Here is a 14,389-nt window from a genome sequence, read left to right on the forward strand (position 1 = left end):
CGAAAGATAAACAGGCCCTAATTAATTCTCATCAAGTAACTTTAGAAGAGGTGTTTTGTAACGCTCCCACTTAGCGATTGCGGCATTATTAATAGGTTGGCGAATAGCATGTTTACTCAAGGTCGTTACCGGTGTTTTTTGTTTATAAAACGCTAAGCAGCGCTCTTCAAAACTACAGTTTAAAAAACCAAGTAACTGCGTTAGCTGCTCTTTTGGGTTATTCACTAAATCTTCGTAACTGACATCATAAATTGGCATCTCTTTAAAAGAGTGCCAATGGCTCATCAGTTTTTTATACAACTTATGATAAAGCTTAAACTCAGGTAGTGAGCAAAAGTAAGGCTCGTTTTCAGCAAAGTAATTAGTGAAGATAGAAAATGCAGTGGCATTAAAATCACGACTTAAATTTATAAATTTAGCATTTGGAAATAGAATATATATAATTCCGAGCGACTGATAATTACTCGGCAGTTTATTTATTATAAAAGGTCTGATGGGCGATGCTGTTTTTAATGTTGTGATATACAGCTCGCGGGCTTTTTTGATTAAATCCGGCGTTAAATGTGCTAAACATTGCGGGTAAGTCACTCCCGTTTTTTGTTCGATAAAAGCAACTGCGTTATTACTAATACTCGTGCTCTCTCCTAGGCTCGAAAACTGACTATGGCTTGCCAACATTTGCTCCACAAGGGTAGAGCCACTACGAGGCATGCCAATAATAAATACAGGCGTGATATTACCCGTAAATTTTTTATCGGCAGAGGCTATAAACTCCTCGGTGTTGTATTTTATTATTTCATCGTAAAAAGGGATTAAATCTCTAGTGTTAAATTCACTTAATTTTTTTTGTAATTTATTCGCCAATATAAAATAATTAAATGCTTGCTCGGTATCCTCAAGTGCATCGTAACTGTTTGCTAATGCGTAGTAACACACCATTTTTAAACGTAAATTACTAGTTTGAGTTAATAAGTGGTGCAAATTACTTACATAATTATGTTCTTTATCAAAGCGACCTAATTGTACAAGTTCAAATAAAATATAGGCTGTTACAGGGTATACACCAATGCTGAGTGCATGAGCAAAAGTTGTATGAGCTTTATCTAACTCGCCATGTGTTAAATAGTGCTGTGCTAAGTAATAATGAGGTTCTGGATTATGACTTGCTAATTTTTTTGCGTATTCAAGCACCGTTAGCGCATCGTTTGGCGAATGAACACCGTTAAAAGCATCAGCAAGGGCATGTAATGGTTCAAGCATATGAGGCAAGCGCTCACAGGCTTTTTGGAGTAGGTATACAGCAGCGTCGTAACGTTCTAGTCGTAAGGCAATTCTGCCTAAGCCAAATAAAGCCTCACCATTTTCAGGGTTACTATTTAAAATTGCTTTAAAATGGAACTCGGCTTCTTTGAGTTTATTTTGTTGCAGTAGTTGGTTGGCTTTTTCAAGTAGCATAGTTATACCAATTTTATTAAAAAATAATCATTCTATCGCATTAAATAGCGTACTCACTGCGTTAAAAATTATTCATATAGAGCAACTATATATCATAGTTTTCGCCTTGTTATTACGCTATTTTCTGAGCGCTATAATAGAACACTTATTCAATGCAATTGGTATTGTTCATTATTATTTTTATTAACTATAAAATTAAAAAGGCGAAATGTCTTTAACATTTCGCCTTTGGTTCTTCATGAAAATAGTTTAAAAAGTATATGTTGCTTTAGCGTAGTAAAAGCCACCGTTAATACCAAACGGAGATGTTTCGTAGAACTGACCACCCCAGTTGTTATTAGGGATGCCCGTTGCATCTGCAAAATCAAGTTTTTCAGCATCTTGGTCGAATAAGTTTTGAGCACCTACTGAGAAGCTAACTGATTCATTTAAGAAGTAAGTTACTTCAGCATCAATAGTGACTGCAGCATCTGCTGTTTTAGCTGTTGCATCATAATCAACGTGAACACCTTGGTATTCGCCGTAGTAGTTTGCACGAGCAAATGCAGAAACTGATTCCCATTGTTGAGACAATGTGAACGTTGCACGATGATTAGGTAAATCTTCTTCTAAACGCTTAACTTTAAACGCACCTGTAATTTCACTAAATTTAGTTACTTCAGTATCATTCCAGTTATATGCAAGGCTAAATGTAGAGCTACCGCCCATTAATTCGGCTGTATAGTTTGCAACTAAATCGATACCTTGTGTTGTTGTGTCAAAGTCGTTTGTAAAAAAGCTTACTTGAGCAAGACCTTGTACATTAGGTACTCCTGCTGCTGCAAGGGTATCTTTGTCTGCTTGGCTTAAGTTGATTTTATCTGATTGGCTAATACGGTCATCTACTTGGATGTTGTAGTAATCAAGCGTTAAAAATAATTCGCCAATTGTGTATACAGCACCAAGCGTATAACTTTGTGATTCTTCCGGCTCAAGCTCTGTACCACCTAATTGCACTGCAATTGGGTTTGTTGGTGGAAGAAGCGCTGAATCTTGTAATACACCGCCATCTAAACTTGTTTGTACATTACTTACGTTAGCTTGACCAACCGTTGGTGCACGGAAACCACTGCTTACAGAACCACGCACGTTTAAGTCTTCAGTTAAATGGTATTGAGCCATTACTTTGTAGTTAGTGGTAGTGCCAAAGCTGTCGTAGTCTTCAAATCGAAGTGCTACGCCCATTAAAAAGTCTTCAGTAAACGGTGCTTCAACATCAACATATGCTGCATAGTTACGGCGAGAAAATTCACCCGCTTGTGATGGTTTAAAACCAGGAAAGCCGTTAGAGCCAATACCAAAGCCTTGTTCTGTTAAAGGGCCTGCTGTGTAAGATGCTTCATCACCAGAGACGATAGTAAATGTTTCTTCATGCCACTCAAAACCACCGGCAATGTTTACATCATAAGCTAAACCAAAGTCGATACCTTTTGATAAATCAAAGTTAAAGTTCTTCTCTAGCTGTTCGTATTTACCCGGGCTGAAGTCTCGTGGTGTATCTGCACCTAAAGAGGCATTAACCGTGTCGTAAATAAAGTAACGTGATTCATTTAAGCCAACAGTACCGCTTAAGTCATAGTAAGTATCTTTTAAGAAGCCACCAGTGAATCGACCTTTAGTACCAATAGTTAAAGAAGTATCAGTAATGTTGCCGCCAAAGTTAGGTGTAAAGCCACCTGGAAGCATCTCATTAAAGGCAAAACAATCTGGGTTGTTTGCTACACCATTTATGTAAGCAGGATCATCTAGTACATTGCCGTCTGTTATTGTGATAGTTGGACAGTTTGCACTCATATCAGGTGTTGTGTCGGCAACAAGTAATGTTTCGCCACCATCATTTGAGTAAACACCAGAACGTGTTTGCGGATTACGGTAATAAAAACCGCCACGTACATCACGTTCAGAGTAGTTACCAAACATGTAAAATTCAGAGTCGTTTGTTAGCTCTAAACCCACATTACCAAAAATAGTAATATCGTCATCTACTTCTGGTGCACCCCATACTTGTGCAAGAGAAGATACTTCAGGCACACCGGCAGCTGAAAGTGCTGCAGCATCGGCACGTTGAACTGAACGGCTTGTTGCATCAGCTGTTTTATATTGAAAGCTTAAATTAGCAAAACCATTGTCGGTAAACGGTAAACCTACGTTACCCGACACTTGTGTTGTATCGCCATCACCTTCATAAAATTGACCATGGCGGATTTCTAATTTACCACCTTCTGAAGCGTCTTTTAGTTGGAAATTCATTACACCGGCGATTGCATCAGAACCATACTGCGCAGCCGCGCCATCGCGAAGTACTTCTACTTGTTTAATCGCAATGCTTGGAATAACTGAAATATCTGCGCCTTGCGCGCCATCGTTAATACCACCGCCTAAAAATGCGATTACAGAAGCACGGTGACGACGTTTGCCGTTTAAAAGAACCAATGTGCTGTCTGACGGTAAACCACGTAAGTTAGCTGGACGAACAAGAGAAGCCGCATCACTGATAGGGTTTTGGTGTACGTTAAACGATGGTACTGCACCTTTTAAAAGTTCAAGCATGTCAGTGTTACCTGACTTTTCAAGCTCTTCGCCGCCAATAATGTCGATTGGAACCGGTGAGTCACCTATTGAACGAGGAGCTGAACGCGTACCTACTACGGCAATTTTCTCAACGTTTTTATTTACTTTAGTTTGTTCCTGCTCGTCTGCCGCAATAGCAGATCCAGAAATAAATAACCCTGCAGTGGTTGTAGCTAAAGCAAATTTGATTGCTTGGTTTAGCGCATTACTTTTTAATTTCATTCTAATTTTCCCCAGTTAGAATAATTCTTATTTTTGATGTGAATTTCACATCATTTGTTTTTAACTTAATTTTTTGTTTCACATAAGTTTGAGGTTTTAGCTCAAAAGCCTAATCAATTAAGCTTACTTTTTGTGAAGTCCTATCTACAGACTATAGATAAAAAACAGGAAGGGCAATTACTAATTAACCGTTTGATAACAAAAAGATTCAATTTAAGAAAAAATGCAACAGTGGTGCAAAGTAAAACTAAAATGAACTAAATAAGTGCAAATAAGGCTGTTGAGGGGAATATTAATGTGCTAACTGCATTTAAATGTTATTTATTTGTATCTTTTTTTGTGGGGTTTTCAATGTTTTGTGCGTACCGCCAAGCTGCTAATTTTTCTTTGTATTCATCCCATACGCAGGGACAGCAACTGCCACCACCGCAACATTCATCCGATTTTGGTTTTTCAGGTTTTTGCGGTAATTGATTTGTTATATTCTGCATTGTTGTATGTATTTAATACTAATTTGGTGCAAAGGGTAAGTTAAAGGGTGTTGAAAGTAAATTATTCTTTGTGAACCTGTGCTGCTGTGTGAAAATAAAAGTTATGCGATTATATAAAGTTATTCACCGTGCACCTTGGCGGGTAGTTAAAATTAGTAAAAAACGCCAACAGCTGCGTTTTCGCCGTGCTATGGTGGCGCTTAAAATCGCACTCGCCCAAGAAAAACAAGAAACTAAAGAAATGCTCTCTATTTATAGGCGTTACACTCAAGGCCACACAAGTAAAGAAGAGTTAAAACGCGCAAATGAGCAATTTGTTGATATTTTAAAAGGGTTAGGGCTCGGTGTATTTGCTGTATTACCTTTTGCTCCGCTTACAATTCCTTTAGTTGTTAAATTAGGGAGTTTGGTGGGAGTTGATGTACTGCCAAGTTCGTTTAATATGAACAAATCTATTAAAGAACTAGATGCTAAAATAGATCAAGAAAATCAAAAGCAAGAATCTAAAAATAGCTTAAAAAAGTAGCTAAAATCCCTTCAAATTAGCGATACCTTTTAGGTGCGCTTATTGATATGCTCTTAAGTACCATTTTTATATTATATGAGCTTTTTAATGAGTGCATTACTACGTCATACATCTTCTGGTATTCCTTTATCTTTTATTCTTAAAAACGAATTATCTGACTGGCAAGCACAGCAGCCTGCATTTATACAAAATTGGTTAACTAATACAGGTTTTGAAAAGCAAGGTGTTGCTTTAATTCCTGATGCTAAAACGGGCGAGTTAAGCCAGGTATTTTGTTTAATGCAAAGCAGCGATGATTTTTGGGCTGCGGGTAATTTAGCAAATACACTTCCTACAGGTACTTATCAAATTCAAGGCGACAGCGCTTTTGTAGAGCAGGTTGCTTTAGGGTTTGTACTTGGTGGTTACGAATTTAGTGAATACAAAGAAAAACCAACAGCAAAGGCGCAATTAGCCATTAGCGATAAAGCGTTATATGAACGCATTAGCCAACAAGCTGATGCCATTACACTTGCACGTGATTTAGTTAATACTCCAGCGGTAGATATGATGCCGCAACATTTATCGCAAGTTATGGAAGATTTAGCTGCAACTTACAATGGCGAATTTTCACAGTGGGTTGGCGATGAGTTACTAGAGCAAAACTACCCGACTATTCATATGGTGGGTCGTGCAAGCGAAAATAAACCGCGTTTACTTGATTTAAAATGGGGCGCGACAGAAGCTCCATTAATTACGCTAGTCGGTAAGGGCGTATGTTTTGACTCAGGCGGACTTGATTTAAAACCAAGCTCTGGCATGCGTAACATGAAAAAAGACATGGGCGGCGCGGCGCACGTAATTGCACTAGCGCAGCTTATTATGGCAGCTAACTTACCAATTAGATTACGTGTACTTGTACCAGCGGTTGAAAATGCAGTATCGCGCAATGCATTTCGCCCAGGCGATGTTATTAAAACGCGCAAAGGTATCATGGTCGAAATTGATAATACCGACGCTGAAGGTCGCTTAGTATTATGTGATGCATTAAGCGAAGCGCAAAACGATAATCCTGAGCTAATTATTGATTTTGCTACTCTCACGGGTGCATGCCGTGTTGCACTGGGCACGGAGCTTCCGGGCTTTTTCTCAACAGAGCGCGATGTAGCAAATGGGATTATTGACGCCGGTTTAAGTGTACATGACCCTGTTTGGCAACTTCCGTTGTTTGAGCAATACAAAAGCTTACTAAAAAGTGATGTAGCCGATATGGCAAATTGCGCAAGCACACCGTTTGGTGGTGCTATTACCGCAGCGCTTTACTTAAAAGAATTTGTTGAACCAACAACACCGTGGGTACACTTTGATGTAATGGCGTGGAACTTACGTGCATTACCAGGTCGTCCAACGGGTGGTGAAGCGTTAGGTATTCGTGCGGTGTTTAATTACCTACAAAATCGTTTTAATAAGTAAGTTATTGATTTAATAGTAAGAAATAACTTGAGTTTTAAACCTCATAAAGCTCAAGTGGCAAGTTATCTGGATCGGCAAAAAAGGTAAACTTTTTGCCGGTTATTTCATCCACTCTAATATCCTCAACTTTTACGTCGCACGATTCTAAATACGTTTTTGCAATCTGTACATCCGCTACCTTAAAAGCTAAATGTCTTAAGCCTTGTGCTTCGGGATAGCTGGGTCTTTCGGGCGAACCATCAAACGAAAATAGCTCTATTTGGCTACCATCGGGCATGGCTAAATCTAATTTATATGAATTACGATCAGTTCTAAAGTGCTCATTAATAACGTTAAGTTTAAGTACATTGCTATAAAAGTGTTTAGAACGTGCATAGTCACTACAAATTATAGCAGCGTGATGAATACCTAAAAGTTTCAAATTTAATTCCTTAAAAAGCAAAAACGCACTTAAATAAGTGCATTTTATATGTGGCTTACTACATGTTGTGTTAGCTAGGCTCGGCTTCTTTACATGCTTTAACGGCCGGTGCTACAAGCTCTAAACCAGTTTTATCACATGGTGGTAAAGCAGCATCGCTTACACTAATAGGCGTTACACGTTCGCCCCATTTTATGTAACTTGCAGCCCACGTAAGGCCTGCACCAAATGCTGCAGACATAATGTTTGAATGCGGTTTAATTAACCCTTGCTCAACCGCTTCACATAACGCAATAGCAATAGTCGCAGCAGAGGTATTACCATAGTCACCAATGTTAACCATTACTTTTTCGTCAGGTACTTTTAAGCGATGCTGAATAGCCTGAATAATACGTAAGTTAGCTTGGTGTGGAACGAGTACATTAATGTCGTCAAGGCTTAAGTTGGCCTGTTGCAGTACGTCGTCGCAGGCTTCACTCATACCTTTTACAGCACGTTTAAAAATTTCACGACCTTCAAATAATAAATCAGAAGGACCAATTGGCTCATACTTATTTAAATCGCTACCAAAGTTGGTGATGTGTAAAATATCGCGGTCTTCGCTGTCACAACCGGTTTTGGTACCAAGTAAACCCGCTGGCGTATCGGCAGCTTCAAGTATTACTGCACCTGCGCCATCGCCAAATAAAACAGCGCTGTCGCGACGTGCCCAGTTTACGTACCAGGTCATACGTTCAGAGGCAATAACGACTGCTTTTTTAATCATACCCGCTTGAATTTGTGCTGTAGCAGCTTGCAACGCATATAAAAAGCCCGAACATGCCGCGTTTGTATCCATTGCGGCAGCGCCTGTTGCACCAATATTTTTTTGCACTTGTGAGGCGGTATTTGCCACAACAGTAGAAGGTGTACAGGTTGCTAATATCACTAAATCAATATCTTTAGGATCAATGCCTGCGCACGCAATAGCATGCTTAGCTGCAACGGTTGCCAGCTCAGCGGTACTTACATGACTCACTCGGCGAGATTTAATGCCAGTACGCGTGGTTATCCACTCGTCGGTGGTATCAACTATTTCACTAATTTCATCGTTGCTAATGCTTGCTGGTGGAATGCATTTACCCCAACCAGTGATATGTGCGTAAGGCATAGTATGTTCTCTTAAGGTGGTCTGACATGTGTTACTAATGGGGGAGTTATACCAAAAAACGGCTTTCAAGACTAGTTTATAGCATGTTTTGTATCGTAAATATTCGCAATTACAGGTTATTTAAGGTAATGCTAGTATAAAAAAGGAGCAAGTATGAAAACAACACTAATAACAACATTCACTTCAATAACGCTGGCATTAATAACAAATGGGGCTTTTGCTCAGCAGCATATAATTATTTATGCGGGCAGTGTACTTGCATCCGAAGATCAAAAAGTAAAAACAGAGCAAACGTTAGTCATAACAGATAATACAATAACAGCCATTAAAAACGGCTACCTCACAAAAGCAGAACTTAACCTACCTGATGCCGATATTATCAATCTTAAAAATCAATTTGTAATGCCTGGTCTTATCGATATGCATGTTCACGTTACGTTTGAGCGAGATGCAAAAGCAAACCCTCACCGCTGGGCTACAGAATATGATGCCGATTATGCTTTGCGCTCAATTAAATATTTACAACGTACGCTCGATGCGGGTTTTACATCAGTGCGAGATTTAGGTAGCGATCACAAAGTAATATTTCCGCTAAAACGCGCTATTGAGCGAAATGATATTAACGGCCCTCGCATTTTTGCAGCGGGTAATACAATATCGCCTACCGGCGGACACGCAGATATGCACGGTTATCGAAAAGATATTACAGATGCGGTTACAGGCGGAATTGGTATTTGTAATGGCGCGGATGATTGTAGCCGTGCGGTACGCGAGGTAATTAAAAGTGGTGCTGATGTAATTAAAATTACTGCCACGGGTGGAGTACTAAGTAATACCGCTGCTGGGGTTAACCAACAACTTACAGATGCAGAGCTGATTGCAATTGTTGATACGGCCCACCACTTAGGGCGTAAAGTTGCAGCGCACGCACACGGTACACAAGGTATAAAAGCGGCCTTAAAAGCCGGTGTGGATTCTATTGAGCATGGCTCTTACTTAGATAAAGAGACAATAAAGTTATTTAAAAAAACGGGGGCTTATTTAGTACCGACGCTTTTAGCGGGTGCAACGGTAAGTGAAGAGGTGCTTACAAACCCAAATATGCCACCGGCAATAGCCGACAAAGTGCGTGAAGTAACTCCAAAAATGCAGGCTTCGTTTAAACTTGCACTGAAAAACAAGGTTAATATAGCTTTTGGAACAGACTCTGGGGTGTCGCGTCATGGGCTCAATGCTAACGAATTTAGTTTAATGGTAAACAATGGTATGAGCGAAGCCCTAGCTATTAAATCAGCAACCATACATGCAGCTAAACTGCTGGGGCAAAGCGCACTCATTGGCGACTTGAGTGTTGGTAAACAAGCAGATATTATCAGTGTGAATGGCTCACCGCTTAAAAATATCGACGTACTTAAAAACGTACAATTTGTTATGAAAGCTGGGCAAGTTTATAAACAATAGGGAAGGTTATGAGCAGCAAAATAAAAGTGTCGTTGTTTAATCATTTGATTGACGCTGAGCGCCAGTTACTAGACCCAGAAGTTCGCCAATCTGAGCGCGCATTAGATGCTTTACTCGATGATGAATTTATCGAAATTGCTGCCAATGGCACTACATTTAATAAATACCAAGTACTAACTCGTTTACCTACCGAGGTTGTGCCACAGTTTTATAATCAGCATTTTAAGGGCCGAATGCTGAGCGATGATGTAGTGCAACTTAGTTACCAAGCTGCTTTTAGGCGCTCTGCTCGCGCTGAGTTTAATTATTCATTGCGTATGTCGCTTTGGCGTAAAAGTAATGAACAATGGAAAATGGTGTTTCACCAAGGAACGCCTTGTGCGCCGTTTTCAATTTCGATGGATGATGATTAAAAATCATATAACCGTTAAAATAACCTTATTAAACATTTGATTGGGCAATAACCTGTTGTTAATGCGTACCGACCCCACCATTAGTCGATTATTAATGCTGCGAAGCGGCGCGATTGCCGTGCAATTAATTGCGGTACTTAGCGTTTATTTTTTACTAGAACATCAAATTGCATTACTGCCTTTACTTATTGTTATTGCCGTTGAGGCTGTGTTTCAGCTTATTAGCCTATTTGCTTATCGTAATGTAAGTCGCGCAAAACCTTTGGGTATGTTGATGCAGTTAACTGCAGACGTATTATTTTTAACGGTTTTACTATCGCTAAGCGGCGGTGCAACTAATGCATTTGTTTCGCTGTTATTGCTCCCGATAATGATCGCTGCTGTTACGCTGCGAGAAAAAGGATTAGCTTATATTGCGGTATTAGCCATTGCCGCATACAGTTTGCTACTTATAAAGATGCCCGATCACAGTATGCATCAAATGAATATGAGTAGTCATTTTATTGGCATGTGGGTTAATTTTGTTTTAAGTGCTAGCGTAATTGCACTTGTTATTGGCGCAATGAGCAGGGCACTTAAAGAGCGAGAGCGAATTATTGCAAACGTGCGTGAAAAACAATTGCGTAATGAACAGCTTGTTACCCTTGATGGGGCCGCTGCACAAATCACCCATCAACTAGCGACCCCAATTGCAAATTTACAGCTATTGTTTGAAGAGTTATTAGAAGAGCAACCAAACAACCCAATTGTTAAGCACATGCAAGCGCCGCTTACTCAGTGTAGTACGCAACTTAACGACTTTAGAAAACTCTCAGAGCAATTACGTCTTAAAAATTCACAAGAGCATACCACCGTAAAGCAACTGCAAACGCAAATTACAGATACGCTTTTACTGCAATACCCTGATCAGCACATTAAATGGATTACGCCACCTATTGCGGCAACGCTATTGAGTGATGCGATGTTATTGCCTGCTATTTTAAATTTATTGCAAAACGCCGCGCTCGCTAATCAAAAACAAGGTAAAACTCAATTAGAGCTGAGTTGGCAGCAAGATAACTTACATAGCGAATGCGTTTACTTGTTAATTCGTGATTTTGGCCCTGGCTTTTCATCATCGCAATTAGTAGAGCTTGGCGGGCAACTTATGCCAAGCGATCAGGGAATGGGGCTTGCTGTGCTTTTATCAAATGTTACTTTTGAGCGTTTAAATGGCTCACTTACCTTGTTTAACCATGCAGATGGCGGCGCTGTCGCCAAAGTTAAACTCGCTATTGTAAACATTGAGAATAACGCCTCATGAAGTTACTTATAATTGAAGACGACATTAATTTAGCCAGCACACTGGCAAGGCGCTTAACTAAACAAAGCTTTGCCTGCGAGGTGGCGCATAACCAAAGTGATGCGTTACTTGCTGCGCGTAAATTATTGCCCGACTTTGTTTTATTAGACATGAAACTAGGCGACGATAACGGACTTACACTCATAAAGCCGCTGCGTAGTTTGCTCCCCCAAGCTCATATTGTTTTACTAACCGGGTTTGCAAGTATAGCAACCGCAGTAGAGGCAATGCGTTTAGGCGCAAACGACTACCTTACTAAGCCGGTTGATATGGCAACATTATTAAAAGCGCTTAACACCGAGCCTGTGGCATTGGCATCGAATGTTATTGATGATGCGGTTATGTCGCCGGAGCGCTTAGAGTGGGAGCATATTCAACAAGTACTGCACAGCAATAATGGCAATGTGTCGGTTACCGCGCGGCAACTTAATATGCATAGGCGTACTTTGCAGCGCAAGTTACAAAAAAAACCGGTGCAGCAGTAATTTAGTACTTAATTTAAGGGAGGTGTTATGAGCGATGATGCAGCTATATTAATGCAAAATCAAAAAGTTATTTTATTTGATGCGCAATGTAAGCTGTGCAGCGCGTGGTATAATTTTATTATTGCTCACGATAAAAATACTATTTTTAAATTATGCAGCGTGCAATCTCTAAAAGGGGAATTGCTGTTAACGCATTTTGGTTTTTCAACAACTGAATATGCCTCAATGGTGCTTGTTGAAAATGGTAAAGCATTTACACAAAGCCATGCTTTTTTTAATGTTGTTAAGCAGCTAGGTTACCCATACAAACTAGCAAACGTATTTAGTATTTTGCCAAATAGGTTTAATAATTGGTTATACGATAGGGTTGCTTTAAATAGGTATTCGTTATTTGGCAAATATCAGTATTGCAGAATACCCAACCCAGAGGACGCAAAACATTATTTATAATTGGCTAAGTTAACTTAGCTATAAGTAGATGCTAGGTTTAGGAGGCTGTGCTAAAATCGCCGCGTTTTAAATTATCAGGGCTTTGAAATGGCAAGTACAGCGCACGCACTCCACATATTGGTTAAACACAAAGAAATAGCAGAAGACATTATTAAGCAATTAGGTAAAGGTGCCAAGTTTCAAACCTTAGCTAAAAAGTATTCGTCATGCCCATCGGGTAAAAAAGGCGGTGACTTAGGTGAGTTTAGACGCGGGCAAATGGTTCCACAGTTTGACAAAATAGCCTTTAATGGCGCAATTTTAGAGCCACATTTAGTTAAAACCAAATTTGGCTGGCATGTAATTAAAGTGCTTTATCGTACTTAATAAGCTCGCTGACAAATACTAAAAAGGCTGCACACTGCAGCCTTTAAGATATAATCTTATCCGATTATTAATTATCCAAATTAAACTCAATTGTCATTTCTAAGTTTTTATCAGGTACAGCAACACCATTAACAACTTTAGGTGAGTATTGCCATTTAGATAGGGCACGTTTGGCTTCGCTATTAAACACTTGATCAGGTTTAGCGTTAATAACTTTAATATTATTTGGGCGCCCATAACTATCTACATCAAAAGACATGGTAACAAAACCTTCTGTTTTGTTACGCACCTCTGCAACAGGGTATTTAGGGGGAACTGTTGATTTTACTGTTGCGGTAGGACTGTCTTGAAGTGGAGTTGTAGTACAGCCAGTAATGATTAGAGCGGCAATGATAGACAGTAAGTATTTCATTTTAATTCCTTTTATTATTTAGTTAGTAGCCTTTTTTTACACTAAATGACCAGTCATGTAAAATAACCTGGTTAGTTATCAAGCTCATTGTTTAACCTGAGTTAAGGTTATTTAATAAACATCCAGATACCCGCAGCAATCATAAACAGGTTTTCGGTTAGAGAGACAAACCCCAGCGGTACATTACTATCTCCGCCAACACAGGCACATTTAAGCTCTCGTTTGTCTATGTAAACAGCCTTAATCACCGACACGGCGCCAACACCCCCAATAAATAAAGAAATTGGTGCAACAATATAAGCTGAAAGCCCTGCAATCATGCCAATACTTACAAATGCTTCTAAAAATGGATACACATAAGCATATCTCACTACTTTCATCGCAAATAAATCATAGGTTATAAAAGAATTACTAAAGCTGTATAAGTCGCGTAATTTTTGAATAGCCAGTACGCCCATTGTTAACGCGATAAACAGCATAATTGTATGCATAGAAAAAAGTGCAAAGCCAGTCGAGTCGCTAAATGCAAAGGCAAGCAATAGGGTAACAGCAAAAATGGCCGTTACGGGAGTATAAGTAGTACCTTGTTGGCCAGGCTCCGATTTATTAAAGTAAGCGCGCAGGTCGTCATACCCGCCAATGCGTTCGTTATCGATAAATGTTTGTGGTGTGGTATCAACATTGTGCTTTTGTTGAAATGCATCGGTTTCTTCGCGCGAAGTCAGCGGCTTATCATCTACCTTATAGCCTTTTCGCTTAAGTAAATCTTTTGATTTGAGTCCAAATGGGCAAATATGCTCATTGGTTACCATTCTGTATAATGTTGCTGACTTAGCCATGCTTGCTCCTTATGCGTATTTAGTTACTAGTTAACCCTTAAGTAATAGTGAGAGTGAATAGCGGTATGAAAGAAGTTAATAGCACCTTGTAATATTTACGTGGCACTTGAAACAAAATAGCGCGCAGCACACTCTCTAAGGACACATAATAGACAATGCACGTTTAGTGCCAGCGCTTTTATAGTAGCGCAGGTGATAAGGTTTTATTGGAAGAGGTTTGTGATGAAAGCTTATAAAAAAATCGGCTTACATAGATAGTAAAGCGTGAATTTACGCTGGACCTTTAAATGAAAT

Annotated in this window: 15 protein-coding genes; 8 read left to right on the top strand and 7 right to left on the bottom strand. The window is 39.5% G+C overall.

From position 1 onward, the window contains the following. Positions 1-21 precede the first annotated feature (21 nt). From H5160_RS11430 to H5160_RS11440, 3 genes are all read right to left on the bottom strand, one after another. Positions 22-1,455, bottom strand: a complete 1,434-nt coding sequence (locus H5160_RS11430) for a sulfotransferase (RefSeq protein WP_182737485.1) — start codon at positions 1,453-1,455, stop codon at positions 22-24. 249 nt (positions 1,456-1,704) lie between these two features. Next, the gene (locus H5160_RS11435; RefSeq protein ID WP_182737486.1) at positions 1,705-4,287 is read right to left on the bottom strand and encodes a TonB-dependent siderophore receptor; all 2,583 of its coding nucleotides are present in this window, start codon (positions 4,285-4,287) and stop codon (positions 1,705-1,707) included. Between the two features lie 317 nt (positions 4,288-4,604). Then, positions 4,605-4,778: an oxidoreductase-like domain-containing protein gene (locus tag H5160_RS11440; protein ID WP_154902924.1), complete on the bottom strand. Its 174-nt coding sequence runs from the start codon at positions 4,776-4,778 to the stop codon at positions 4,605-4,607. A gap of 103 nt (positions 4,779-4,881) precedes the next feature. On the opposite strand from H5160_RS11440, the gene H5160_RS11445 reads away from it, so the two are divergent. Then, positions 4,882-5,304 (top strand): hypothetical protein, encoded by a 423-nt coding sequence (locus H5160_RS11445; RefSeq protein ID WP_002959004.1) that lies wholly within the window; start codon positions 4,882-4,884, stop codon positions 5,302-5,304. Between the two features lie 87 nt (positions 5,305-5,391). Beyond that, positions 5,392-6,756 carry a M17 family metallopeptidase gene (locus H5160_RS11450; RefSeq protein WP_182737488.1) on the top strand — a complete coding sequence of 455 codons (1,365 nt, stop codon included), beginning with the start codon at positions 5,392-5,394 and terminating at the stop codon, positions 6,754-6,756. A gap of 34 nt (positions 6,757-6,790) precedes the next feature. Here H5160_RS11450 and H5160_RS11455 read toward each other — a convergent pair whose 3' ends face one another. Beyond that, positions 6,791-7,177 carry a VOC family protein gene (locus tag H5160_RS11455; protein WP_182733309.1) on the bottom strand — a complete coding sequence of 129 codons (387 nt, stop codon included), beginning with the start codon at positions 7,175-7,177 and terminating at the stop codon, positions 6,791-6,793. 70 nt (positions 7,178-7,247) lie between these two features. Continuing rightward, positions 7,248-8,327: a ketoacyl-ACP synthase III gene (locus tag H5160_RS11460; protein ID WP_154902922.1), complete on the bottom strand. Its 1,080-nt coding sequence runs from the start codon at positions 8,325-8,327 to the stop codon at positions 7,248-7,250. Positions 8,328-8,480: 153 nt separating this feature from the next. Here H5160_RS11460 and H5160_RS11465 point away from each other — a divergent pair, with 153 nt between their 5' ends. The 6 genes from H5160_RS11465 (at position 8,481) to H5160_RS11490 (ending at position 12,844) form a co-directional block, all read left to right on the top strand. Further along, positions 8,481-9,788 carry an amidohydrolase family protein gene (locus H5160_RS11465; RefSeq protein WP_182737490.1) on the top strand — a complete coding sequence of 436 codons (1,308 nt, stop codon included), beginning with the start codon at positions 8,481-8,483 and terminating at the stop codon, positions 9,786-9,788. 8 nt (positions 9,789-9,796) lie between these two features. After that, positions 9,797-10,201, top strand: a complete 405-nt coding sequence (locus H5160_RS11470) for a DUF4440 domain-containing protein (RefSeq protein ID WP_024595765.1) — start codon at positions 9,797-9,799, stop codon at positions 10,199-10,201. 61 nt (positions 10,202-10,262) lie between these two features. Further along, a complete protein-coding gene (locus H5160_RS11475; protein WP_182737492.1) occupies positions 10,263-11,504 on the top strand; it encodes a sensor histidine kinase in 1,242 nt (413 codons plus the stop codon). Further along, on the top strand, positions 11,501-12,028 hold the full coding sequence (locus H5160_RS11480; protein WP_182733306.1) for a response regulator transcription factor: 528 nt from the start codon (positions 11,501-11,503) through the stop codon (positions 12,026-12,028). Before H5160_RS11475 ends, H5160_RS11480 begins: the two co-directional genes overlap by 4 nt. Positions 12,029-12,055: 27 nt before the next feature. Beyond that, positions 12,056-12,478, top strand: a complete 423-nt coding sequence (locus H5160_RS11485) for a thiol-disulfide oxidoreductase DCC family protein (RefSeq protein WP_182737494.1) — start codon at positions 12,056-12,058, stop codon at positions 12,476-12,478. Between the two features lie 87 nt (positions 12,479-12,565). After that, on the top strand, positions 12,566-12,844 hold the full coding sequence (locus H5160_RS11490) for a peptidylprolyl isomerase (protein ID WP_004588770.1): 279 nt from the start codon (positions 12,566-12,568) through the stop codon (positions 12,842-12,844). 67 nt (positions 12,845-12,911) lie between these two features. Here the strand turns inward: H5160_RS11490 and H5160_RS11495 are convergent, their stop codons facing one another. Further along, complete coding sequence (locus H5160_RS11495; protein ID WP_165742555.1) at positions 12,912-13,256, bottom strand: TonB family protein; 345 nt, start codon at positions 13,254-13,256, stop codon at positions 12,912-12,914. A 107-nt stretch (positions 13,257-13,363) separates the two neighbouring features. Next, on the bottom strand, positions 13,364-14,095 hold the full coding sequence (locus H5160_RS11500) for a MauE/DoxX family redox-associated membrane protein (RefSeq protein WP_182737496.1): 732 nt from the start codon (positions 14,093-14,095) through the stop codon (positions 13,364-13,366). Positions 14,096-14,389 lie beyond the last annotated feature (294 nt).

Source organism: Pseudoalteromonas sp. SG43-4 (assembly GCF_014164325.1).
GTDB classification, from domain to species: domain Bacteria; phylum Pseudomonadota; class Gammaproteobacteria; order Enterobacterales; family Alteromonadaceae; genus Pseudoalteromonas; species Pseudoalteromonas distincta.